General features: G+C 62.7%; 24 protein-coding genes and 1 tRNA gene. 12 read left to right on the top strand and 13 right to left on the bottom strand.

The features are described 5' to 3' along the window. Nucleotides 1-63 precede the first annotated feature (63 nt). Both ABIB57_RS06115 and ABIB57_RS06110 read right to left on the bottom strand, forming a co-directional pair. The gene (locus ABIB57_RS06115) at nucleotides 64-633 is read right to left on the bottom strand and encodes a P-loop NTPase family protein (RefSeq protein WP_354039241.1); all 570 of its coding nucleotides are present in this window, start codon (nucleotides 631-633) and stop codon (nucleotides 64-66) included. Nucleotides 634-805: 172 nt separating this feature from the next. Next, the gene (locus ABIB57_RS06110) at nucleotides 806-1993 is read right to left on the bottom strand and encodes a type III PLP-dependent enzyme domain-containing protein (protein WP_354039239.1); all 1188 of its coding nucleotides are present in this window, start codon (nucleotides 1991-1993) and stop codon (nucleotides 806-808) included. Between the two features lie 196 nt (nucleotides 1994-2189). Between ABIB57_RS06110 and ABIB57_RS06105 the strand changes: the two genes are divergently transcribed. The 6 genes from ABIB57_RS06105 to ABIB57_RS06080 all read left to right on the top strand — a co-directional run bounded on the left by ABIB57_RS06105 (nucleotide 2190) and on the right by ABIB57_RS06080 (nucleotide 8429). Continuing rightward, nucleotides 2190-3647: a Do family serine endopeptidase gene (locus ABIB57_RS06105; protein ID WP_354039238.1), complete on the top strand. Its 1458-nt coding sequence runs from the start codon at nucleotides 2190-2192 to the stop codon at nucleotides 3645-3647. A 653-nt stretch (nucleotides 3648-4300) separates the two neighbouring features. Next, entirely contained in the window at nucleotides 4301-5617 is a 1317-nt protein-coding gene (locus ABIB57_RS06100; RefSeq protein ID WP_354039236.1) for a replication-associated recombination protein A, read from the top strand. Then, on the top strand, nucleotides 5617-6000 hold the full coding sequence (crcB, locus tag ABIB57_RS06095) for a fluoride efflux transporter CrcB (RefSeq protein WP_354039234.1): 384 nt from the start codon (nucleotides 5617-5619) through the stop codon (nucleotides 5998-6000). Before ABIB57_RS06100 ends, crcB begins: the two co-directional genes overlap by 1 nt. Next, the gene (locus ABIB57_RS06090) at nucleotides 5997-6989 is read left to right on the top strand and encodes an RluA family pseudouridine synthase (protein WP_354039233.1); all 993 of its coding nucleotides are present in this window, start codon (nucleotides 5997-5999) and stop codon (nucleotides 6987-6989) included. The genes crcB and ABIB57_RS06090 overlap by 4 nt, the downstream gene beginning before the upstream one ends. Next, nucleotides 6986-7660 (top strand): HAD-IA family hydrolase, encoded by a 675-nt coding sequence (locus tag ABIB57_RS06085; protein WP_354039232.1) that lies wholly within the window; start codon nucleotides 6986-6988, stop codon nucleotides 7658-7660. Before ABIB57_RS06090 ends, ABIB57_RS06085 begins: the two co-directional genes overlap by 4 nt. Next, nucleotides 7653-8429 (top strand): ATP12 family chaperone protein, encoded by a 777-nt coding sequence (locus ABIB57_RS06080; protein ID WP_354039231.1) that lies wholly within the window; start codon nucleotides 7653-7655, stop codon nucleotides 8427-8429. Before ABIB57_RS06085 ends, ABIB57_RS06080 begins: the two co-directional genes overlap by 8 nt. On the opposite strand, the gene folK is transcribed toward ABIB57_RS06080, so the two are convergent. The 5 genes from folK to ABIB57_RS06055 all read right to left on the bottom strand — a co-directional run bounded on the left by folK (nucleotide 8426) and on the right by ABIB57_RS06055 (nucleotide 12559). Further along, nucleotides 8426-8869, bottom strand: coding sequence for a 2-amino-4-hydroxy-6-hydroxymethyldihydropteridine diphosphokinase (gene folK / locus ABIB57_RS06075; protein WP_354039230.1), 444 nt, complete (start codon nucleotides 8867-8869; stop codon nucleotides 8426-8428). The genes ABIB57_RS06080 and folK overlap by 4 nt on opposite strands. A gap of 6 nt (nucleotides 8870-8875) precedes the next feature. Next, complete coding sequence (gene folB / locus ABIB57_RS06070; protein WP_354039229.1) at nucleotides 8876-9256, bottom strand: dihydroneopterin aldolase; 381 nt, start codon at nucleotides 9254-9256, stop codon at nucleotides 8876-8878. A 4-nt stretch (nucleotides 9257-9260) separates the two neighbouring features. Continuing rightward, nucleotides 9261-10133, bottom strand: coding sequence for a dihydropteroate synthase (gene folP, locus ABIB57_RS06065; RefSeq protein WP_354039228.1), 873 nt, complete (start codon nucleotides 10131-10133; stop codon nucleotides 9261-9263). A 338-nt stretch (nucleotides 10134-10471) separates the two neighbouring features. Then, complete coding sequence (locus ABIB57_RS06060) at nucleotides 10472-11626, bottom strand: hypothetical protein (RefSeq protein ID WP_354039227.1); 1155 nt, start codon at nucleotides 11624-11626, stop codon at nucleotides 10472-10474. 75 nt (nucleotides 11627-11701) lie between these two features. Beyond that, nucleotides 11702-12559 (bottom strand): helix-turn-helix domain-containing protein, encoded by an 858-nt coding sequence (locus ABIB57_RS06055; RefSeq protein WP_354039225.1) that lies wholly within the window; start codon nucleotides 12557-12559, stop codon nucleotides 11702-11704. A gap of 131 nt (nucleotides 12560-12690) precedes the next feature. Between ABIB57_RS06055 and ABIB57_RS06050 the strand changes: the two genes are divergently transcribed. Beyond that, a complete protein-coding gene (locus tag ABIB57_RS06050; protein WP_354039223.1) occupies nucleotides 12691-13626 on the top strand; it encodes a phytanoyl-CoA dioxygenase family protein in 936 nt (311 codons plus the stop codon). Nucleotides 13627-13689: 63 nt separating this feature from the next. Here ABIB57_RS06050 and cysW read toward each other — a convergent pair whose 3' ends face one another. The 3 genes from cysW to cysP form a co-directional block, all read right to left on the bottom strand. Next, complete coding sequence (gene cysW, locus ABIB57_RS06045) at nucleotides 13690-14505, bottom strand: sulfate ABC transporter permease subunit CysW (protein WP_354039222.1); 816 nt, start codon at nucleotides 14503-14505, stop codon at nucleotides 13690-13692. Next, complete coding sequence (cysT, locus tag ABIB57_RS06040; RefSeq protein WP_354039220.1) at nucleotides 14505-15347, bottom strand: sulfate ABC transporter permease subunit CysT; 843 nt, start codon at nucleotides 15345-15347, stop codon at nucleotides 14505-14507. The genes cysW and cysT overlap by 1 nt, the downstream gene beginning before the upstream one ends. A 68-nt stretch (nucleotides 15348-15415) precedes the next feature. Beyond that, the gene (gene cysP, locus ABIB57_RS06035; protein ID WP_354039218.1) at nucleotides 15416-16414 is read right to left on the bottom strand and encodes a thiosulfate ABC transporter substrate-binding protein CysP; all 999 of its coding nucleotides are present in this window, start codon (nucleotides 16412-16414) and stop codon (nucleotides 15416-15418) included. Nucleotides 16415-16736: 322 nt separating this feature from the next. On the opposite strand from cysP, the gene ABIB57_RS06030 reads away from it, so the two are divergent. Beyond that, nucleotides 16737-18644, top strand: a complete 1908-nt coding sequence (locus ABIB57_RS06030) for a diguanylate cyclase (protein ID WP_354039216.1) — start codon at nucleotides 16737-16739, stop codon at nucleotides 18642-18644. 201 nt (nucleotides 18645-18845) lie between these two features. On the opposite strand, the gene rimO is transcribed toward ABIB57_RS06030, so the two are convergent. Beyond that, entirely contained in the window at nucleotides 18846-20177 is a 1332-nt protein-coding gene (gene rimO, locus ABIB57_RS06025) for a 30S ribosomal protein S12 methylthiotransferase RimO (RefSeq protein ID WP_354039214.1), read from the bottom strand. A gap of 239 nt (nucleotides 20178-20416) precedes the next feature. On the opposite strand from rimO, the gene ABIB57_RS06020 reads away from it, so the two are divergent. Beyond that, on the top strand, nucleotides 20417-20794 hold the full coding sequence (locus ABIB57_RS06020; RefSeq protein WP_354039212.1) for a DoxX family protein: 378 nt from the start codon (nucleotides 20417-20419) through the stop codon (nucleotides 20792-20794). Nucleotides 20795-20854: 60 nt separating this feature from the next. On the opposite strand, the gene ABIB57_RS06015 is transcribed toward ABIB57_RS06020, so the two are convergent. Next, on the bottom strand, nucleotides 20855-21385 hold the full coding sequence (locus ABIB57_RS06015; RefSeq protein ID WP_354039211.1) for a DUF4282 domain-containing protein: 531 nt from the start codon (nucleotides 21383-21385) through the stop codon (nucleotides 20855-20857). 140 nt (nucleotides 21386-21525) lie between these two features. Next, nucleotides 21526-22290 carry a lipoyl(octanoyl) transferase LipB gene (gene lipB, locus ABIB57_RS06010; protein WP_354039210.1) on the bottom strand — a complete coding sequence of 255 codons (765 nt, stop codon included), beginning with the start codon at nucleotides 22288-22290 and terminating at the stop codon, nucleotides 21526-21528. Nucleotides 22291-22427: 137 nt separating this feature from the next. Here lipB and ABIB57_RS06005 point away from each other — a divergent pair, with 137 nt between their 5' ends. From ABIB57_RS06005 to ABIB57_RS05995, 3 genes are all read left to right on the top strand, one after another. Continuing rightward, nucleotides 22428-22661 (top strand): FliM/FliN family flagellar motor switch protein, encoded by a 234-nt coding sequence (locus ABIB57_RS06005; protein WP_299723924.1) that lies wholly within the window; start codon nucleotides 22428-22430, stop codon nucleotides 22659-22661. Between the two features lie 359 nt (nucleotides 22662-23020). Then, nucleotides 23021-23105 (top strand) — tRNA-Leu (locus ABIB57_RS06000). Between the two features lie 161 nt (nucleotides 23106-23266). Continuing rightward, nucleotides 23267-23707, top strand: a complete 441-nt coding sequence (locus tag ABIB57_RS05995) for a pseudoazurin (protein ID WP_354039209.1) — start codon at nucleotides 23267-23269, stop codon at nucleotides 23705-23707. Nucleotides 23708-23709 lie beyond the last annotated feature (2 nt).

The raw sequence follows: 23709 nt of genomic DNA, 5'->3' as shown, positions 1-23709 counted from the left end.
TCGGGGTGGAAAAGGCGAAAAGAGGTCAGCGTCCGGCTTGGGCTGGTGAAGCCTCGCGTGGCGTCAAAGTTGTCCTCGGCGGTTAGCGGCATTCCGGACCGGCGCCAGCCCCCAGTCCGCGTAAAGCCGGTTCAACTTGCTCTGATTATTGACGAAGACATGCGGCAGGCCGGATGCTTGCGCCATGCTCCGATACTTGCTGGCTGCATTCCGGGATTTCCATAGCCAACTGATCATCGTCCAATTGACTGTATCCTGCCCTCCGTCCAGGGCGCCGACACGTGTGCTCTGGAACAGGGTACGATGAAAATAGCGTCGATAGCGCGTCATGAGGCCGTCGGTGACAACGATGATGCCGGTGGCGCGCCGAAGCCGCTGCGGCGCGAGCTTGGAATAACTGCCCTCCATGACCCAGCCAGGCGCCAGAATGGCCTCGTCGTGCAGCTTGGCGAAGTCGTCGTTGGAGCGGGCCTGCCAATTGGTATTGGGCAAATGCCGGAGCCGATCCAGGTGGATAGCGGGAACATCGAGTGCATTGCCCAGGGCGACAGCCAAAGTCGATTTGCCCGAATTGCTCGGGCCGAGGATCACGATGCGCGTGCCCAATGATGCGAGAGGCGGAAATGTCTGCATTTTCAGTTCCGATATGTCGTTCGATGATCGGGGTGGAAAAGGCGCGAAGAGCGGTCGGCGGAGCTCCAATAGAAAGGGCCACTCCGGAAGGAATGGCCCCGCAACTGCATTGTTTGTGGCGGTTAAGGGAGCGGGTCTATAGCTCCCTGATATCGCGCTGGCAAGCCCGAGCTTACTCCGGCTGCACGTCCTTGCCGGTATAGACCTCGTCGACCCAGAACTGGTCGCGGCGGTCGAAGCCGTTGAACGGGGTCAGCGAGGCCTGGGTGTAGGCGCCCATCAGGCCGAACTCGATCCAGTCATCCTCATCGATATCCGACGGCAGGGTGAAAGTCTGGGGCAGCACGTCGTAGCTATCGCAGGTGGGGCCCCAGACGGTGAATTCGGAGAACTCGGCATCGTTGTCATGCACGCGAGCGCCGCGCCAGACGCGGACCGGCGGGGTGAAGTGCATGAACTTGACTTCCATCAGGCTGCCATAGGCGCCGTCATTGACATAGACCGACTGGCCGCCGCGCTGATGTTTTACGCGCAGCAACAGCGAGGTGGACGAGGTCACGAGGGCCCGGCCAGGCTCGATGATCAGCTCGGGCTTGCGCTTTTCGCCGAAGTGGTCGTTGACGGCGGTGGCGATGGTTTCGAAGTAATAGTCCATCGGCGGGGCTTCGCTGGTCGGGTAGGGGGCCGGATAGCCGCCGCCGATATTGAGGCGCTTAAGCTCGATGCCGGCTTCCTCGACGATGCGCGCGGCCGCGGCGATGTGGCGCTCATAGGCGTAAGCGTCTTCGCACTGGCTGCCGACGTGGAAGCAGAGGCTCGGCGTGTAGCCCATCTGGTCGACCATGGTGGCGATTTCAGCCGCGCCCTGTTCCATGACGCCAAACTTGATGCCGAAATCGTAGGATTTCAGCGCCTTGCCGGCCTTGAAGCGGGTCGTGACTTCGACATCGCGCGAGGGCGAGACCACGGCGGCAAGCTGGTCGAGCTGCTGGGGATGGTCGATGGTGAAGGAGCGAACGCCGAATTCTTCATAAGCGCGGGCGATCTCGCGCTTGTTCTTAATCGGGTTGTTGTAGTGCATCACGGCGCCGGGCGCGTTGTCGCGCACCAGTTCCATTTCGGTATTGGAGGCGACGTCGAAGGCCTTGAGGCCTTCGCGGTGCAGCTGGGCGATGATGTGGGGCGAGGGATTGCATTTGACCGCATAGGTCAGCAGCCCGTCAAAACCCTTCTTGAACACCTTTGTGGCCTTGTGCAGCTCACGTTCGGAGAACAGGAAGGCCGGAAAATCCGGGGCTTCCGCCGCGATCAGGGCGGAGGTGTTCGGGAACACGTGGTTCGGCTCGTCTGTCATGGACATCTTGCCTTTCTGGGGCTGCAAAAAGCGGTGAGAAGAGCGCTGCATATAGGGCCGCATGCCCCCTCACGCAAACGTTTATTTATGACGATTTTGTAGGGTTGCGATGACACCTTAATGGCGCCGGAATCGGGGCGTTCTGCTGCGGAAATGTTAGCGTTCGGTTGTCCCCGAACGTATCAATCCGGAGGTTGGTCCGATGACACCGCGCAGTTTGGCTTTGGCAATTGGCGCTCTTGCAGTTCTGGCTATTGGCGGCACGCTGGCGCTGGCGCCGCTGACCGTGCGCAACGAGACGCTGGCGGCAGCCATAGCACCGGACGTGGTGGTTCCGTCCAGCGATGCTCAGGTCAAGCTGAGCTTCGCGCCGGTGGTCAAGGCCGTGGCGCCGTCAGTGGTCAATGTCTATGCGACGACAATCGAGCAGCAATCCAGTTCGCCCTTTGCCAATGATCCGTTCTTCCAGCGGTTCTTCGGCGGGCAGGGCCAGTTCCAGTCGCGGCCGCGGGAGTCCCAATCGCTGGGGTCTGGCGTGATCGTGGATGCCTCGGGCATGATCCTGACCAACCGCCATGTGATCGAAGGGGCAACTGATGTGCGCATCGCGCTGTCGGACGGCCGGGAGTTCGCGGTCGACGTGGCGGTCGAGGATGCGCAGACGGACCTTGCGGTGCTCAAGATCCGCGATCCCAAGGGCACGACCTTCCCGGCGATCACTTTCGCCGATTCCGATGCGCTGCAGGTCGGCGACCTGGTGCTGGCGATCGGCAATCCGTTTGGGGTGGGCCAGACGGTCACCAGCGGCATTGTCTCGGGCTTGGCGCGCACCGGCGTCGAGAGCTCTGACTACGAGTTCTTCATCCAGACCGACGCTGCGATCAATCCGGGCAATTCGGGTGGAGCGCTGGTCGATCTGGACGGACATCTGGTGGGCATCAATACGGCGATTTATTCGCAGACCGGCGGTTCGGTGGGGATCGGCTTTGCCATCCCGGCCAACATGGCCCGGTTGGTGGCCGATGCCGGGGTCAGCGGCGGCGCGATCGTGCGGCCGTGGTTCGGCGCCAAGATGCAGGCGGTCAATTCCGATATCGCCAGCAGCCTGGGCATGGTGGCGCCGCATGGTGCGCTGATCACCGAGGTGGCGCCGGATGGGCCAGCCGCCAAGGCGGGGTTCGCCTCGGGCGATGTGATCCTGTCGGTCGATGGCGTGGCGATCGACGATCCCAGCGCCTTCAACTTCCGGCTGGCCACCAAGCCCATCGGCAAGGCCACGACGCTGCAACGGCTACGCGGCGGCAAGACCGACGACGTGCCGTTCAATGTCGAGGCTGCGCCGGTGCCGACGCCGGATATGCTGGCGACCATCAATGGCGATTCACGGTTTTCGGGCACCACGGTGCGGCAGATCACCCCGGACCTCGCCGAGGCCAAGGGACTGCCTTACGACGCCAAGGGCGTGATCGTGACTGTGGTGGCGAAGGGTTCGCCGGCGGACCAGATGGGCTTGCAGGTCGACGATGTCCTGATGACGCTGAACGATGCGGCAATGGATACGGCCAAGACCTTCGAGCGGACCGCGTCCCAGCGCGTGCGCACATGGCAGGTGACGTTGGAGCGTAGCGGGCAGGTGTTGCGCAGCATCGTCAGTGGTTAGGGGCGGATTCGGGCTGACCGTGATGGTTTGGCGCCCATCTGTCGACCCTCCCATCACGACCGCCTCGGCTTTTGGCACAACGCCGCTCCACCCACGGTGTCATGCTGGCGCAGGTCCGGTACCATCCTGAGATGTGGCTGCAGCCGCAAGTGAGTAGCACAACGCACGACTTAGCGGCCCGCTCCACGATCTCAGAATGGGCGCCGGCCTGCGCCGGGGTGACACCGAGAATGAGGATGCTTTTGTGCCTCTTACCCAACTAATCCCCATCCCCTCCACGTCGCGCTATCCTCGCCGCCGATATCTCCACAATGGCTGCGGGTTCGCGACGAACGGCCGTGGGGAGTTTGGTGGGAGGGGAATGCGGTCGCGCGATCCCTGGGCCAGTGCGACGTTCGTTCCTCACTTCAAAGGGGCCACGTTCGGGCGGCCAGAAACCCCATCGCGTGCGGCGAGACGTGTCTCGCTTACTACAAAAACCATGAGGCACGTCTCGCCGCATGCCGCAGTCCTTGCAAAACCGTGAGCCGCTCGCGCCGCACGGCGTTTCGTCGTGACCGCTGAAAACTTGCATCCCCGCTTTATCGGGGATCACTGTGAAGTTGACGCCCGAGCACGGTGTATGCGCTTGAGCAGTCTGATAGAATGCAGCCATGACCGACCTGTTTTCCGCCGACCCCATCGATAGTGACACCGCGCGACCGCTGGCCGACCAATTGCGGCCGCGGGTGCTCGATGAGGTGATCGGGCAGACCCATCTGTTGGGGCCTGATGGTACCCTGCGACGGATGATCGCTTCGGGGCGGCTGGGGTCGCTGATCCTTTGGGGGCCGCCGGGCACCGGCAAGACCACGGTGGCGCGGCTACTGGCCGATCAAATCGGCTATCGGTTCGAGCAGATATCGGCGGTGTTTTCCGGCGTTGCCGATCTCAAGAAGGTGTTCGAGAAGGCGCGGTTCGAGCGGCTGTCCGGTCACAAGACGCTGTTGTTCGTCGACGAAATTCACCGCTTCAACCGCGCCCAGCAGGATGGCTTCCTGCCGGTGATGGAAGACGGCACGGTGGTGCTGGTGGGCGCCACGACGGAAAACCCGTCGTTCGAACTCAACGCCGCTTTGCTGTCGCGCAGCCAGGTGCTGCGCTTCGAATCCCTGTCGCTGGACGATCTGGCGCTGCTGGTGGAGCGTGCGGAAGAGCTGACCGGCGAGGCCCTGCCGCTCAACGAGGAGGCGCGCGCAACGCTGCTGACGTTGGCGGATGGCGACGGGCGGGCGCTGCTCGGGCTGGTGGAGGAAGTATTGGCTTCCGCCAAACCCGGCGAAGTGCTGGATGGGCAAGCGCTGCTGACGGTGGTGCAGCGCCGGGCGCCGATCTACGACAAGGCGCAGGACGGGCACTACAACCTCATTTCTGCCCTGCACAAGACGGTGCGCGGTTCGGACCCGGATGCGGCGCTCTACTATTTCGCTCGCATGCTCGACGCCGGCGAGGACCCGCTGTTCCTCGCGCGCCGGCTGATCCGCATGGCCGTCGAGGATATCGGCCTCGCCGACCCGCAGGCGCTGCCGCAGGCCGTGGCCGGCCGCGATGCCTATCAGATGCTGGGATCGCCGGAAGGCGAGCTGGCGCTGGCGCAGGTGGTGGTCTATCTGGCGCTCGCGCCCAAGTCGAACGCGGTCTACACGGCCTTCAAGGGGGCGACGAGCGTCGCCAAGGCCACCGGCTCGCCAATGCCGCCCATGGTCATCCTCAATGCGCCGACCAAGCTGATGAAGGGCTCGGGATATGGCGACGGCTATCAATATGACCACGACACACCGGAGGGGTTTTCGGGGCAGGAATATTTCCCCGAAAAGATCGGTCGTCAGAAATTCTACGAGCCGGTCGAGCGCGGCTTCGAACGGGAATACCGCAAGCGGATCGAGTATTTCGAGCGGTTGCGGGCCGAGAAGCGGGGCGGGGACGAATAATGGTTGGCGTGGTATTGGTGGGCATTGGCGGCGGGATCGGCGCCATGGCCCGCTACGGGGCCTCGGTCCTGGTGGGCCGTATCTGGCCATCGGGCTTCCCGCTGGCGACGCTGCTCATCAACATCGTCGGCTCGCTGGCCATGGGGCTCCTGATTGGCGGGATGGCCAGGGCGATGCCGAGCTGGGCGCCTGAAGGACGGCTGTTCCTCGCGGTCGGCGTGCTCGGCGGGTTCACCACGTTTTCCTCGTTTTCGCTGGATACGATCGCGCTGATCGAGCGCGGCGAAATCGGCCAGGCGGGCACCTATGTGGTGTTGTCGGTTGTGGTTTCGGTCGTCTGCCTATATCTGGGGCTTTTGATGACAAGAGGCCTGCCCGTATGAGTGCGGTTCAACAGCGCCTGGTGAGCCAGGACGAAGATGGAATGCGGCTGGACCGTTGGTTCGCGCACCATTTTCCCCAGCTCGGTTTTGGGCGCCTGCAAAAGCTGATCCGCAATGGCGAGGTCAAGGTCGACAAGGCCAAGGTGACGACCAGCACGCGAGTGGTTGCCGGCCAAACCGTGCGCATCCCGCCAATCGACGATCCCGAAACGGTCAAGCCGGTCAAGGTGCGCGACGAGGACGCCGACTTCCTTCGCGACCTGATCCTCTATGAGGATGACGATATCTACGTGTTCAACAAGCCCAGCGGCCTGGCGGTGCAGGGCGGTAGCGGCACCTATCGGCATCTCGACGGGATGCTGAAAAGCCTGCCCAACAAGAAGGGCGAGCCGCCACGCTTGGTGCATCGGCTGGACCGGGACACTTCGGGCTGTCTCGTCGTTGCCAAGACGCACGCGGCGGCCAGCCATTTCGGCACGGTGTTCCGATCGCGTTCGGCGCGGAAGATTTATTGGGCCGTGGTCGCCGGCAATCCCCATCCGCAGCAGGGCGAAATTTCGTGTTTCCTCGCCAAGCAGGGCGGCATGGATGGCGAGCAGGTGGTTGTCGTGAAAAACGGCACGCCCGGAGCGCAGCATTCGACCACGTATTATTCGACGACCGATACGGCCAGCCGGCGCTTTGCCTGGGTGACGCTGAAGCCGGTGACCGGGCGCACACATCAGTTGCGCGTGCATATGGCGCAGTTGGGCACGCCGATCATTGGCGATCCGCGCTACTTCAATATCGAGAACTGGCAGGGCGCGCCGGGGCTCGGCGAGGGCTTGCACCTGCATGCACGACGTATCGCTTTTCCGCTGAGGGGCGGAAAACGTTTGGATATTTCGGCGCCACTACCGCCGCATATGCGGCAGAGTTTTGATGCGCTGGGTTTCGATCCGGATCGGTACGATATCCAGCAACAGGACCCCGAGGAGGAGGGCGCGTGATCCTCGTTATGTTCGACATGGACGGCACACTGATCGACACGCAGGCGCTGATCACCGAGCATATGGCCGCGACATTCGCCGGAGCCGGACTGGCGGCGCCGGTGCCCGAAGAGTCTCGGCGGGTGATCGGGCTATCACTGCCGGTGGCGCTGGGGCGGTTGGCCAAGAGCGACGATGCCGGCCTGATCGAGCGGCTAGTCGAGAGCTACAAGAGCCACTATCGCGCCTCGGTGGTCACTGATGAGGGCCGCGAGGGCCTGTTTCCTGGCGCTTTGTCGGCGCTGGAGCGGCTGCGGCTGTGGCCGGATACGCAATTGGGCATTGCGACGGGCAAGGGGCTCAATGGGGTGCATCGCATTCTGGGGCTGCATGGCATCGAGGATTACTTCGTGACCCTGCAGACACCGGACCACAATCCGTCCAAGCCGCATCCGGGGATGATGTATCGCGCGATGAGCGAGACGGGGGCGTCGGCCGAGCAGACGGTGATGGTCGGCGATACCACGTTCGATATCGAGATGGGCAAGGCTGCCGGGGCGAAAGCTATTGCAGTATCATGGGGGTACCATGAGACGGCCGAGATGCTGGAGGCTGGGGCGGACGCGGTGATTGATCGTTACGAGGATCTCGACGCGGCGATCCGGACGGTTTTGGAGTTGAGCGATGCGTGACCAGCTTGAAGATGCCCACCAGCACAGCGACGCTGGCCTTGGCCGGGCACATCATCGTGTGAAGTCGGATTTGCCGAAGAGATTCTATAAGGATGTCAGTGTCTTAGCGGTGGATGGCGGGTTCACGGTGGCGCTGGATGGGCGGCCGGTGAAGACGCCGGGCAAGATAGCGGTGGTGGTGCCGGTGGCGGAGATTGCCACGGTGATGGCGGCGGAGTGGGCAGCGCAGGGAGAGTTTATCAATCCAGATCCTATGCCCATGGTAAGATTGATCAATTCGGCGCTGGAGAGCGGCGAGAAGATGATCCCGGCGTTCCGCGAGGAGGTTCTGAAATTCGCCGCGGGCGATGCGCTGCTGTATCGGGCCGAGGCGCCGCAGACGCTGGTTGATGAGCAGGAAGCTAGCTGGGACGCGGCGCTGGTGACGCTGGCGCGCCATTTTGGTGTGAGTTTTCAACCGACTATCGGAATTATCCATCAGGCGCAGCCGGCCGCGACGCTGGCGCGGCTGGGCGATTCGCTGCAGGCCGAGGGGCTGCTGGTGATGACGGCACTGGTGTCGATCACCGGGCTGACCGGGTCGGGGCTGCTGGCGATCGGGCTGTTGCATAAGTTGTTTACGCCCGACCAAGTGTGGGCGGCAGCGCATGTGGATGAGGATCACCAGATCCGCGCCTGGCGGCAGGACGAGGAAGCGGCCGAGCGGCGTGTGAAGCGGCGGCTGGAGTTTGATACCGCCGCTAACGTCTTGGAATGGCTGCGGAATTAGGCTTTGCTCGCGGCCGTGGCGATGACCCAGTCGGCCGTGTCCTGATCGATCTCGCGCAGAGGATCGAGGACGAAATCGCGCTCGTGCGCATAGGGATGCGGCAGGGTCAGGCGCGGGGACAACTCGATGCGCCGATCGTAGGCGATGATATCGATATCGATGAGGCGAGGGCCCCAGACTTCGATGCGTTCGCGGCCCATGGCGAGCTCGATGCCTTGCAGAACGTCAAGCAATTCCAATGGCTTGAGGCTGGTGACAATGCTCATCGCCATATTGGCGAAGTCGGGCTGGTCGGTTTTGCCCCAGGGTTTGGTGGTGATGACGGTCGAGGCGGCGATCAGGGCGATCTGGGGCTGCGAGATGATGCGATCGACCGCGTCGGCCAGTTGGGCCGGCGGATCGCCGATATTGGCACCGAGGCTGAGCCAAGCTTTTGACATCGTTGACTATTTCCGGACGCGGTGGAGCTCGATGGCGGCCTCGCCGCGAACCATGGCGATGGGTGCCTCGGGCTTGCGGACGCGTAGAATAATCCAGCTAACGCCTTGGAAAGACTGGAATAAGGCCTCGACGATGTTGTTGGCGACGGCTTCCAGAAGCTTCATGCGCTGACCTTCGAAGCTGCTTTTCACCACGTCGTAGATATCCGCGTAGGATATCCCGGCAGAGAGGCGATCGGTTTCGGCAGCGGCGGTAAGATCCGTACCCAATTCCAGATCGATGAAGAATCGCTGGCCGAGCTTGGCTTCCTCGGCAAAGACGCCATGGTAGCCGTAAAAGCCCAGGTCTTTCAGGATGATACGGTCGCCAGTGTAGGGGTCGGCCATGCGGTCACCTCGCGTTTTCGGGGGGACCATACAGCGTTGCCTGCGCCACGCGAAGGGCATCGCGGTTGGGGCGGATGTCGTGCACCCGAAAGATATGCCCGCCCTTGGAGTACGCCAGGACGTTGGTGGCAATGGTGCCGGCGAGACGCTCATGGGGCTCGTTACCGAGCAATTTGCCGATCATCGATTTGCGAGAGGTGCCGACCAAAATCGGAAACTGGTCGTTTTGGGCGGTTCCTGAACAAGCTTGCTGGATTTCTTGAAGCAGCTGATAATTTTCGGCCAGGGATTTGGAAAAACCGAAGCCTGGATCGAGGATCAGGTTTGTGCGGCTTATCCCCGCGCGTTCGGCGACGGCTATAGTGGCGTCGAAATAGCGGCGGACTTCGTCGGCGATGGGCTTGGTAAGATCGCGGACCTTGTCCCAGTGCATGGCGATGACGGGAACGCCGTGCAGCGCCGCGATGTCGGCCATTTCTGGCGCGCCTTGCAGGCCATGGACGTCGTTGACAATGACGGCGCCGGACTGGATGGCCTGGTCGGCGACCAGGGGCTTGTAGGTGTCGATGGAAATCGGCGTGGTGATGCCGGCGGCGACGAGGGCTTCGATGACGGGGATGACGCGGTCAAGTTCGTGCTGGATCGAGACGGGAGTTGCGCCGGGGCGCGTGCTTTCACCGCCGATATCGATGATGTCGGCGCCCTCGGCGACCATGGCGTGGGCGTGGGCAATGGCGGCGTCCAGCATGGCGTGCTCACCGCCGTCAGAGAAGCTGTCGGGGGTGACGTTGAGGATGCCCATGATGGTGGGCGTGGGGCCGAGGGTGAGGGCGCGGTGATGGGACAGGGGGATGGTGCGGGTGGTGTGGATGGGCATGGCGTGGCCTCGGTTTGACCCGGCATACCCCCACCCTGACCCTCCCCACAAGGGGGAGGGAAATCGACTGATGGGGTGGAGGTGAGAAACGCAGGCGCGCTACTGCGCGAGATGAGACGAGGGGAATGGTTGGATTGGGGCCAAACGTCCCCCCACCCATAGCCCTTCGCGCGTAGCACTACGGGCGAAGAACGCCCTCCACGCAAGGGGGAGGGTGTCGACTGCTGGGGTGGAGGCTTGGCAGGAGAGGGAGAGTGCGGGCGGCTGCATGGGAAATAGACACCCCCCACCTTGATCCTCCCCTGGAAGGGGGAGGTGTCGACTGATCGTTCAGGGTTCTAGTTTGGGAATACCGGCGTAGCGGGTTTGGCGTCGCGGGGGTGGAGGAGCCAGATGCCGGAGCCGTGCTCGCGGCACATGATGGCGGCGCCTTCGGGGTCGTAGGGGCGGTCGCCGGGGATGTCGTCGTTGAACCAGACGGGCAGCTGGATCGAGAACTGGGTTTGCAGGCGCGTGCCATCGACGCAGCAGGCGGCGTTGACGAGGGCGCCGTGGAGCGGGCGGACGAGAATGCCGGCGTCGCGCATGGCGCGTTCGATGGGCTGGATGTGGGTGCAGGTGAGCAGGCGCGTGGGATCGCGGTCGTAGGCGATCTGCGCGTCGGACCAGTGCTGGCCGTGGGCGATCAGGTCGGCATATTTACGCAGGGCCGGATCGGCGGCGAGGCGTTTGACGCGCTGGTGCTCCGCCTGAGTGAGAAGACGGGATTCGCGTGCCCAGCGGCGCTTGCGGGCATGGAAAAAGTCGATGCCGGCCCAATTGGGCGCGGTGGTGCCGTCGGCCATCAGGATGGAGCGGATCAGCACGACCATGGCGACCAGCAAGATTGGCAGGGCGATGATGGCGGCCTGGTCAAGGTATGGCGGCGTGCGGGGTTCGTTGAGGTGATAGAGCAGGGCGATGGCGATGATGAAGCCGGGGCCGACAATGGCCATGGCGGCGATAACGCTGCCGAGGCTACCAAGGGGGTGGTTCAGGACCCTGTGCAGAGCGCCGGGAGTGGGCAGGGGGTCGCCGGATTGATCCATGGTGGCGTTTGAGGGCATCTGACCGCCCAGGAGCACAACCAGCGTTACGATGCCAAGTATGCTGCCGAGCGGGATCAGGAAGAGATAGGCGAATGCCTGAACCTGAAGCAGCAGACGCGCCCAGCGAGCGTTGAACAGCAGGCCGAGGCCGCCGATGACGCTGGGGGCGAAGTAGACCGCGAACAGCAGCAGGAAAAAGCCGCCGTCGGCGCGGTAGCCGGGATTGGCGCCGGGATCGGAAAGGAAGAGGCCGATGAAGGGGATGGCGATGGCGGAGCAGGCCAAGCCGACCAGGATGTGCGTGGCAGCGAGGATTTTGGTGAGGATGGCGGGCGCTCCGGGGGGTGTTTGAGGTGGAGTGCCTGTTGGTGGGTGAATGGGAGCTGAATTTGCAGAAACCCCCACCTTGATCCTCCCCCTCGAGGGGGAGGTGTCGACTGGCTGTATTGTGGCGCAGATTGTTGCGCTGGTGGCGGCGCGTCAGGCAAATGCCAATCGGTATTGGCGTGGAGTCACTTGCTTGAGGGCTTTGAACTGGCGGTTGAAATTGGCGAGGCTGTCATAGCCGACGTCGCCGGCGATCTGGCCGATGGGTATTGTGGTCGAGGAGAGCAGGGCGCAGGCGCGGCCGATGCGCAGGCGGATCAGGTATTGGCTGACGGTCTGGCTGGTATGGCGGAGGAAGGTGCGGTGCAGGCCCGAGGGGCTGAGGGCGGCGATATCGGCGAGGGCGGCGATGGTGATCGGCTCGGCGAAGTTTTGGTGGATGTGATCGAGGACGCGGTCGATGCGGGTGCGCTCGGCGGTGGGGCTTGTGGTGTTGGGCGCGGTGGCGGCGAGGGGCGTGGCGGTGCGGTCGGCGGCGAGGAGGCTGAGGACCTGCAGCAGGAGGAGGAAGCGTTCGGTGGCGGGACGCTGAAACAGGATTTCGATGAGCGGGCGGGCGGCAGCGGAGGTGGCGGGGGAAAAGCGCAGGCCGGCGGAGGCGCGGGTGAGCATGGCGCCGACGCTGCGCAGTTCGGGGAATTTGGCGGTGAGGTGGTCGGCCCAATCGGGCAGGAACCACATGACGAGGGCGATGTGGGGTTGGGCGGGGTCGGGCTTGTCGATGGAGGACCAGGTGTGGGGCAGGTAGGGGCCGATGAGGACGAGGTCGCCGTCTTCGTATTCCCCGATATGGTCGCCGATGAAGCGCTGACCGCGCGAGTTGAGGGTGAGGGTCAGCTCGTATTCGGGATGGTGGTGCCACTGGAACGGAATGGCGTCGTCAAGGCGGCGGTTGAGCATCGCCCATGAGGCGTCCTCGGTGACGGTGAGGTGTTCGAGATAGGGCTTCATCTGGCACCAGGGCGGTCGTTGACGCCAGAATAGTATCGATTATTGCCGGTCCAGGGCAAGCCTTGGCGGCGTGGCGGGGTTAGCCTCTACCCATCGAACAGTCCTGAGGGGACGAGACATGGGAGAGTTTCATGCAAGCCGAAGCCAAGCGCGACAGCCATCCGACGACGCAGGTCGTGACCACGCAGCTCAAGGATATCGTCAAGACGCTGCCCCTGCGGGTGCTCAGTCCGGCGGACTGGGAGCACTGGGTGACGAAGGGCTATGTGATTGTTCGAGATGCGGTGCCGCAGCAAAATGTCGAGCGGCTCAAGGCTTTACTGTGGGATTTTGATGAAAAGCATCCGGCCGATGCAAGCACCTGGTATGCGCCGCAGCGCCGGGACCACATCATGAAGGAGCTGAACGGCACCGGCATGGTGGAAATCTATAACCACCAGTATCTGTGGGACAACCGGATGGAACAGCGCATTTATGATGCGTTCGTGGACATCTGGGATCTGGAAGAGCTGTGGGTGTCGATCGATCGGGCGAACCTGAATGTGCCCAAGAAGGTGCATGGCAATCCGAACGGGTTTATCCACTGGGACAGCGACACCTCGCTCGATCCGCTGCCGATCGGCGTGCAGGGGGTGTTGAGCCTGGTCAAGCAGGATGGCGATGTGGGCGGGTTCCAGTGCATTCCGGAGCTGTTCTACAATTTCGACGAGTGGGTGAAGACGCAGCCGACCGATCGCGACCCGATGCACCCCGATACAAGCGGGCTGAGCATCACCAATATCGAGATGGAGCCAGGCGACCTGATGATCTTCAACACGCTGCTGGCGCATGGCGTGCGGCCGAACCACTCCAAGGACCGGGTGCGGATGGCGCAGTATATTTCGATGTATCCGGCCAATGAGGGCGATGTGATCGACCGAGCCGAGCGGGTGCGGCTGTGGCGGGAGCTGGATTCGCCGAAGCGCGATGCGTTTCCCGGCGATCCGCGCGAGTGGGAAAAGAACCACGCTCAGACGGCCAAGCTGAACCCGCTGGGGGAGAAGCTGCTGGGGCTCAAAAGCTGGTAAGTTGGGCTGAATTGCGCAGGAGAGTCTGGGTGTTACCAGGGTCTCCTGCGCCTTTGATTCCGGCTAGTGACGGCCTTTGGATTCGACGAGGGTCTTGAGCACCAAGGTGATCACCGAGGCCAAAGCCAGCACCGAGGCGGCGGCGAAGGAGCCGGTGACGTTGAAGTCGTTGAACAACAGCGAGATTTGCAGCGGCAGGGTATTGGTCTGGCCGCGAATGGCGCCGGAGACGACGGAGACGGCGCCGAATTCGCCCATGACGCGGGCATTGCAGAGGATGGCGCCGTAGAGCAGGGCCCAGCGGATATTGGGCAGGGTGACGAACCAGAACATCTGCCAGCCATTGGCGCCGAGGGAGAGCGAGGCTTCCTCATCCTCAGAGCCTTGTTGTTGCATCAGCGGGATCAGTTCGCGGGCGACGAAGGGGGCGGTGACGAAGAGGCTTACGAGGAAAATGGCCGAGAGGGTGAACATCAACTGGATGCCGACGCTGGCGAGCGCGGGCCCGAGCAAGCCCTGTCCACCATAGAGGAACAGGTAGATGACGCCGGCGACGATGGGGCTGACCGAGAACGGAATCTCGATGACGGTGATGAGAAATTGCCGGCCAGGGAACCTGAAACGGGTGACCAGCCAGGCGGCGCAGACGCCGAAGACGATGTTGATCGGGACGACGACAAGCGAGGTCAGCACCGTCAGGCCGATGGCGTGGAGCGTGTTGCGCTCAAGGATATTGGAAAAGTAGACGCCGACGCCCTCGCGGAAGGCGAAGGCGAAGATGACGGCGAGCGGGACCATCAGGACCAGACCAGAGACGGCGAAGGCCAGCGCGATGAAAATGCGCTCGGCGAGGCTGCGGCGGTGGACGAGTTCGGTCATCAGCGGGTCCGGTCGGTGTAGCGCAATTGCCAGGCCTGGAGCGCGTTGGTGATGAAGAGGGTCGCGAAGGCGGTCAGCAGCAGGATCAGCGCCAGGGCGGCGGCGGCTTCGTAATTGTATTCGTCGAGGCGGATGAAGATCAGCAGCGAGACGATTTCGGTGAGGCCGGGCAGGTTGCCGGCGATGAACACCACAGCGCCGAATTCGCCGAGGCTGCGGGCGAAGGACAGCACGCAGCCGGCCATGAAGGCGGGCAGGATGACCGGGGCGATGATGCGGGTGAAGACCTGCCAGTTGGTGGCGCCGAGGGTCTTGGCGGCTTCCTCGAGATCGACCTGGAGGTCTTCTAGCACCGGCTGAACGGTGCGGACGACAAAGGGGATCGAGGTGAAGATCATGGCGACGATAATGCCGAGCTGGCTGTAATTGACCTTGATGCCGAGCGGTTCGAGCAACTGGCCGTACCAGCCGGTTTGGGAAAACAGCGTGACGAGGGTCAGGCCGGCCACGGCGGTGGGAAGGGCAAAAGGCAGGTCGATCAGCGCATCGAGCAGGCGCTTGCCGGGGAAGCGGTAGCGCGTGAGCACCCAGGCCATGAGCATGCCGAAGACGCCGTTGACCGCGGTGGCGACGAGGGCCGAGCCAAAGGTGACGCGATAGGCGGCGAGCGAGCGCGGCATAGAGATGATGCGCCAGAATTCCGGCCAGCCCATGCCGCCCACCTTGAGCAGCATGGCGAGCAACGGCAGCACGACGATGATGACGAGATAGAGCATCGTGACACCGAGGGTCAGGCCGAAACCGGGCAGGAGATGCTTGGAGCGTCGGGCGCGGGTGGTCATACTATCCCATCAAGTGCGAACGGCGTGGCTTGGTGCCACGCCGTCGAGAGTCATGATTGCTCAGGTGCTTACTGATTGGCGAAGACCTTGTCGAGCAGGCCGCCATCGGCGAAATGCTCCTCGGAGACCTTCTTCCAGCCGCCGAATGCGTCTTCGACCGTGACGAGGCGAATGGCGGGGAAATCGGCAGCGTGGGCGGCCATGATTTCGGGATTGTTGACTCGGTGGAAGTTGGCGGCGGAGATTTCCTGGCCTTCGGGGGTGTAGAGGAAATCGAGATAGGCCTTGGCGATATCACGGCTGCCACGGGCATCGGCGACCTTGTCGACGATGGCGACGGGGAACTCGGAGAGCAGGCTGACGCTAGGGATCACGGCATCGTATTTGTCGGCGCCGAGTTGCTTGCGCACACCCTGCACTTCGGCTTCGAAGGTGACGAGCACATCGCCCTGCTGGCGCTCGGTGAAGGCGGTGGTGGCGGCGCGCCCGCCGGTTTCGAACACCGGGACATTGGCGAACAGCTTGGTCAGGAAGGCTTCGACCTTGGTTTCGTCGCCGGCATATTCCTCATCGGCCCAAGCGCGGGCGGCCAGATAGGTGTAGCGGCCATTGCCGGAAGTCTTGGGATTGGGGAAGATCACCTGGACGCCATCGGCGGCCAGATCGCCCCAGTCCTTAATGCCTTTCGGGTTTCCGGCGCGCACGAGGAAAGCGGGAAACGAGTAGAACGGCGAGGCGTTGTTGGGGAACTGGGTGGCCCAATCGGCCGCAACGAAGCCGCCATCGGCAAGCTTCTGGATATCGGGGACCTGGTTGAAGGTGACGACATCTGCCTGCAGGCCTTCGAGCACGGCGCGGGCCTGGGCGGACGAGCCGGCGTGGGACTGGTCGACAGTGAGATCGACGCCGGTGGAGGCCTTGTAGGCGGGGATGAAGGCGGCGTTGACGGCTTCGAACAGCTCGCGGGAAATGTCGTAGGAGACGTTCAGAATCTGCGTTGGCTGGGCGAATGCGGGCGTGCCGCCCAACGCCAGGGCTGCCATGGCGATGGCGAAGAACTTCTTCATGTGACGCGGGCTCCGAAGGGCTGTGCGGGAAAGGTGGAGGGAACCTAACAGCGGGTTTGCGCGCGTCAAACGTAAAGCATTGATGTGGATGAGTAATTTACGATGTTACCGGAAGGGGCAATGGCGTTGCGCGGGAACGAGGTCTCGGGCGAAATTGTTGCGTGCGCCGGGTGGCGGGGCGCGGCCTGACCGGCCGATATGAGACCAATTACAGGGTGACAACAGTGGATGCCGGGCAAAAGCGTAAGCATTCGTTATAGGCAAAATGCGAAACTGGTTCAGTGACATAGTGACCATTTCTAACAGTCAGTAGAAACACCGAATGCATCCTGTCTGGTCCGGACTCCTGGCAAATCTGGCAGTGGTGACGATTTTCGTCTCCAGTTGGGCCTACCTACAGGCCATGTTCGACCGCTGGTCGCCGTGGGTGCGCGCGCTGGCGCTGGGAACGCTGTTCGGCATTGGCGCAGTGGTGGCGATGCTGAGCGCTTTCATGTTGGATGAAGGCGTGTTCATCGACCTGCGGACGACGCTGATTTCATCGGCCGGATTGTTTGGCGGGCCGGTTGCGGGATTGACGGCGGCGCTGATCGCTGCGGGGTATAGGCTCTATATGGGCGGTGCGGGAGCGTGGGGCGGGTGCCTCGGTATCGCGGTGGCCGTGGGGCTGAGCTTGGCGCTCTATGCCGCGGTGCGCGGGCGAAAATTGCGGCGCCGCGATGTGCTGGTTCTCGCCCTGCTGATAGCGGCGATGGGCATCATCATTGTGTTCGTGCTGCCGAGCCAGCAGCGCGATGCTGCCCTGGCACAGACCGCGGTGCCAAGCGCCGTGCTGCATTTCATATCGAGCCTGCTGGCGGGGCTGGCGCTGCTCTATGACGAGCGCCGGCGCATTGCGGTGCGCGAAAACCAGACTTACCGCACCATCATCGAGTCGCTGCCAGACAGCCTCAACGTCAAGGATCGCGATGGCCGGTTCATCGCCGCCAATCCGGCGACAGCGGCGCTGATGCATGCCAAAAGCGCGGCCGAACTGATCGGCAAGACCGACGCGGATTTCTATGCGCCGCCGGTGGCGAGCCGCTTCCGGCAGGATGAACTGGACGTCATGGCCAGGGGCGTGATGACGAGTATCGAACAGAAGCTACCTAATCTGGACAGCAATCCGAAGTGGCTGTCGACGCTTAAGGTGCCGCTGTTCGATGAGAGCGGTGCGGCGGCGGGTATCATCACTCTCAATCGCGATGTGACCGAGCGGCGCAACCTGGAACGGGCGCTGGAGCAGAGCCAGCAGCAATTGTCCTACGCGCTGGCGCAGATGGCCGATGGCGTGGCGATGTTCGACCGCAACGGGATCATGGTGTTCTGCAATGACCAATATCGCGACAACTTTCCGCTGACGCGGGACGTACGCGTGCCGGGCAATCATGTGCGCGATATCCTGCGGACGTCGGCGCAACGCGGCGAGCAGACCGTGCTGGAAGTGGATGACCTGGAAGAATGGGTCAATCTGACGGAAGCGGCGCTCTATACGCCCACCGAACATGACGTGCCGCTGGTTGGCGGACGCTGGGTTCAGTTTCGCACCAGTGCATCGCCCGACGGGGCCAGCATGGTGGTGGTCTCCGATATCACTAAGATCAAAACGGCGGAGACTAATCTGCGGGCGCTGACCAACCTGCTGCAGCAGCAGGCGGTGACCGACGGGCTGACGGGGCTGTTGAACCGGCGGGCGTTCGACGAGGCGCTGGAAAGCGAACTGGCGCGCAGCGCGCGCGACAAGAGCTGGATCAGCCTGTTGCTGATGGATATCGATCGGTTCAAGGCGTTCAACGATCATTATGGCCATCAGGAAGGCGACGCGTGCCTGCGCGCCGTGAGTGCCGAGTTCAAGCGGGTGCTGAAGCGGTCGAGCGACGTGGCGGCGCGCTATGGCGGCGAGGAATTCGTGGCGATCCTTCCAGATACCGACGAGGACGGGGCGTTCGCCATCGCTGATGAGTTTCTTAAGGGCTTGCGGGCGCTGGGGATGGCCCATGCCGGCAGCGAGAAGGGCATTGTCACGGCCAGCATCGGCATCGCGTGCTATCGTCCGGACGAGGATTGGCGCGGGGCGGTAGAGCTGGTGGGGCGGGCCGATCAGGCGCTGTATGGCGCCAAGCTCGCCGGGCGGGATCGGCTCACGGGCTGGCGCGGAGCACGCGACAAAACTGCGCTGAGTTTCGGGTGAGGGCGGTCTGCAAACGGTAGGCTTCTGCGCTTCCGGTGCTCACGGACGTGAGTTCGCTCCGCTTCGGTTCTCGATGCCCGTCGTGCTCAACTCGCCCTGACCTGATCTCAACGCAGTTTCCGGTGGTCGCCAGACAGTTTTTTAAGATCGAGCGGCTCGGGATGCACCCCGGTTTGCGCCGGGGTGACATCGAGTTCGAGGCTAGTTCAGCGCTTTTACGGGCGTTGCGAACAGGTCGTATTCGTCGCTGTCGGTGACCAGCACATCGATCATGTCGCCGGGCTTGATGCCGGTGGCGTTGGAGACGATGACCTGGCCGTCGATTTCGGGGGCGTCCCACTTCGAGCGGGCAATGGCCTTGTTGGCGTCGGGCTGCACGTCATCGACCAGCACCTGGATGGTGCGGCCGACCTTTTTGGCAAGCTGGCCGGTCGAGACGGTCTGGGCGACTTCCATCAGGCGCTCGAAGCGATCCTGGGCGACGTCGTCGGGGACGATATCGGCGAGTTCGTTGGCGGGGGCGCCGGTGACGGGCTCGTATTTAAAGCAGCCGGCGCGGTCGATTTCGGCTTCTTCGATGAAGTCGAGCATCATCTCGAAATCTTCTTCGGTCTCGCCGGGGAAGCCGACGATGAAGTTGGAACGAACGGTCAGGTCCGCAACCTGCTCGCGCCACTTGAGGATGCGGTTGAGCGTCTTGTCCTGATGGGCCGGGCGGCGCATGGCCTTGAGGATTTTCGGCGAAGCGTGCTGAAAGGGGATGTCTAGGTAAGGCAGGACCAGGCCTTCGGCCATCAGTTCCATGACCTGATCAACGTGGGGATAGGGATAGACATAGTGCAGGCGCACCCAGGCGCCGAGCTGGCCGAGTTCCTTGGCGAGATCGTAAAACTTCGCCTTGACCGGACGGCCGCGATAATTGGATTCGGCGTATTTGATATCGACGCCGTAGGCGCTGGTATCCTGGGAGATGACCAGCAGCTCCTTGACGCCGCCGCGGATCAGGCCTTCGGCCTCGCCGAGGATGCCCGCGGCCGGACGCGAGGCGAGATCGCCTCGGATCTGGGGGATGATGCAGAAGGAGCAGCGATTGTTGCAGCCTTCGGAAATCTTGAGATAGGCGTAATGGCGCGGGGTCAGCTTGAGGCCCTGCTCGGGCACCAGATCGACGAAGCGGTTCGGCACAGGCGGTAAATGTTCGTGAACGGCGCTGACGACGTTCTCGTATTGATGCGGGCCGGAAATGGCGAGCACGGACGGATGGGTCTTGCGGATCAGCTCTTCTTCGACGCCGAGGCACCCGGTGACGATGACGCGGCCGTTTTCGGCCAGCGCTTCGCCAATAGCTTCCAGCGATTCTTGCTTGGCGGAGTCAAGAAAACCGCAGGTGTTGACGAGCACGATATCGGCGCCCGCATAGTCGCGGCTGAACGAATAGCCCTGCGAGCGCAGGGTGGACATGATGCGCTCGCTATCGACGAGGGCTTTGGGGCAGCCGAGGCTGACGAGGCCAATTTTTGGCGCTTGGCTCATGTGAGCTTGTATTCCAATGTTGGATGGTTGGCGGCGTCATACAGAAAAGTTGACGGTTACGCAATGTGACTGTCGCGGGGCTGGAGTGTGCACAGCGGTGAACACGCAGGGTTGAAAGCCGGGATCTGTGAACAGTGTGATCGTTACTGTGCTGGTTATGGGTTGCAATCGACTGAGCTAGTGGGGAAGATATTCGAGCGTCAGTTGAGGTGGCGCCGTCACATCCATGGAGTCCACCAATGTTCGATCGTCTCTCCGTTTACGCGCCGCAGGCCCTCGCGGTGCTCCGCATCGTGGCTGCAATCCTGTTTATCCTGCATGGCACGCAGAAGCTTATCGGCTTTCCCGCAGCAGAATTCTCCCCGCCGCTGATGAGCCTGTTCGGTCTGGCCGGCCTCATCGAGATCGTCGGCGGCCTGCTGATCCTCGTCGGCTTCTTCACGCGCCCGGCCGCATTCATCGCCGCTGGCGAAATGGCTGTTGCCTATTGGATGGCGCATGCCCCCAGCAGCCTGTTCCCGTCCAACAATGGCGGGGACGCGGCGATCCTGTTCTGCTTCGTGTTCCTGTACCTGGTGTTTGCCGGGCCGGGCGCCTGGAGCGTCAACAAGAAGTAGGGTCTTTTTGGCCTGAAGATGAAGAAGGCCGCCACGATTGAGTTCGTGGCGGCTTTTTCTTTACGTCCGTGGTGTCGGCGTGCGCTTGGCAGTACGCTTTGGCTTGAAGACCTCGCCGGGCTCGGTGGCCGGGGCGCGCATCGGCGGGGCGGTCGGCGGGGTCGGGTAATAGGGGCCTGGCTCGGTGGCCGGGGTGATGTATTCGTCCGCCTCGGCATAGTCGCGGTCTTCGCCTTCCTCGGCGAGATCGCGAATGGCGTCGCGCACTTCATCGAGCAGCGAGGCCGAATAGCGCGAGCGGTTGACGCTGTCGCTGCTGGATTCGTGGGCCTTGAAATAGACCAGCAGCGCTTCGCAGCCGATGCGCAGCAAAATCCAGGACAGGAGGCTGAAGACGGCGATTTCGAGCAGACCCCACAGGCCATTGCCGAAGCCGGAGCCGAAGGTGAAGAACAGATGGCCGATTGCCCAGAGCAGGATGGCGCAGAGGCCGAGTGCATAGAGAATCGGCACCAGACGGGGCGACAGGATAGAGTCGAGCTTGAACAGCGTTTGTCTCGTAAACAGGCGCTTCAGGTCGTCCAGGGTCATTTCGGTCTCCACGATTCAGGCCGTTTCGCCATGTCTGCACTATTTGGGGCGGGGCTGGCAAATGTTGGGGTGCCTTCACCTCTCCCTATGGGGGAGAGGTCGGCGCGCAGCGCCGGGTGGGGGGGCCTTCCGGAGGCACCTCACCCAGTAAAGGCCCCCTCACCCATCCCAAGAGGGTCGACCTCTCCCCCAAAGGGAGAGGTGAAGGGAGTCACGGTCGGCCCAAACTGGGCCTCGAATGCCTGGCGGAGGACCGAATCGACTTCCGGCAGGGAGACGAGGTGGCCCAGGTCCTCGAAGCTGGTAACGCCCTGGTCGGCGATGCCGCAGGGGACGATGCCGTCGTAGTGGCTGAGGTCAGGCGAGACGTTGAGCGAGATGCCGTGGAAGGTGACCCATTTGGACACCCGCACGCCGACGGCGGCGATCTTGTCTTCGCGCCCGATGCCCTTGTCGGGGCGGGCGACCCAAACGCCGACTCGGCCGGCGCGGCGTTCGGCGCAGATGTTGAAGGCGGCCATTGTGTCGATGACCCATTGTTCGAGGGACTGCACCAGGGCGCGGATATCGCGGCCGCGCTCGCGCAGGTCGAGCATGATGTAGGCCACGCGCTGGCCGGGGCCATGATAGGTGTATTGACCGCCGCGGCCGGCGTCGTAGACCGGAAAACGGTCGGACAGCAGGTCAGCGGCGTGGGCCGAGGTGCCCGCGGTATAAAGGGGCGGGTGTTCGAGCAGCCAGACGGCCTCGCCAGCCTCGCCCGCGGCAATGGCGGCGGCGCGGGCGCGCATGGCGTCGAGCGCCTCGGGGTAGGGCACGGGCGTTGCGGAAATGATCCACTCGACCGGCTTGGCGTCGGGCCGCAGCATTTTATTGGCAGGGGGCTCGATGTCGGGTGGCGCCATTAACACTTTGATAACCATAGTTGCCAGAAGATTACCCGGAGAGATTCCGCCCGAGAGTCACGGTGCAGCTTAGCTGAAGCGGCCCTGAATTTCGACAACGCCAGGTGGCGCGCCGGATAAAGGTTCGAGACATATCTATGAGCACTCTGGACAATATTGAAGTGGACATCACCGTCGAACTCGGCGCGACGACGATGCCGGTGCATCATCTGCTGCGCATGGGCCGCGGCGCCGTGATCGAGCTGGACACCACCGAAAACGACCCGCTGCGGATTTATGCGAACAATACGCTGGTTGCGCACGGCGAAGTGCGGGTTGATGAGGGCCGGTTGCGGGTTCTGATCTCGGAGAAGGTTTATCGTAGGGGATAGAGCGCATTATCTGCGTTTCGCACCCCTCACCCTGTCATTTCTGCTGAACGCAGAAATGTCTGTCCCGGCCATTCGAGCGTAGCTCTCATGGCCTTCTTGCCTCAAATCGCTCCACTGGAGCGATTTGGCCTTCGGCACGGGTCGAAGTCCCACAGGGGGCGAGGGATGGCTCGGAGTATGGGCTAACAGCGAGTTCACCTTCTCCCCTTGTGGGAGAAGGTGCCCGAAGGGCGGATGAGGGGTTCTTCTGTAGAAACTCGAGTTGTCACCAAATCGGTGATTTAACCGCTTGAGGTTACGGATGAGCTTTGCTACATGCCCATCACGCTTCGCCGCAGGGGGAAGCTCTACCATGGCGTGCGGTCGTGGCGGAATTGGTAGACGCGCAGCGTTGAGGTCGCTGTATCGCAAGATGTGGAAGTTCGAGTCTTCTCGACCGCACCAGTCGCCTTCAAAAGCGACACGAAAACAAGCCACCCTTTTGGGTGGCTTTTTTGTTTGCGGAACTCCAATAGCTTTCATTGGTTTTTTGATAGCCAGGTCACGCGCCGGTGCGTTGACCACGCACGGAAAACATGATCATCCAAATCTGCTTTAGGAGAACTATGATGCATATTGGACGGATAATTTTTGGCGCAGCGCTGTTGTTCTCGTCGTCGGCCATGGCGGCCGACTACCAGGTGCAAATGCTCAACAAGGGCAGCGACGACAGCCGGATGGTTTTCGAGCCCGCGCTGACCAAGATCGTGCCCGGCGATACCGTGACCTTCGTGGCAACGGACAAGGGGCACAATGCCGAGACCATCCCGGGCATGCTTCCCGAGGGCGCCGAGCCCTTCAAGGGCGCTTCGGGCAAGGACGTCACGGTGACGTTCACGGTCCCCGGCGCTTATGGCATCAAGTGCCTGCCGCACTTCGGCATGGGCATGGTTGCACTGGTGGTTGTGGGCGACGCGCCCGCCAATCTCGATGCCGTCAAGGCGGTCAAGGTGCCACCCAAGGCCGCTGAGCGTTTCGAAGCGCTCTACCCGCAGATCACGCAGTAAAT

It is taken from the genome of Devosia sp. UYZn731 (assembly GCF_040546795.1).
Taxonomy (GTDB): domain Bacteria; phylum Pseudomonadota; class Alphaproteobacteria; order Rhizobiales; family Devosiaceae; genus Devosia.
The sequence above is the reverse complement of the archived record's forward strand: the minus strand, read 5'-3'. Positions and strand labels throughout refer to the sequence as shown.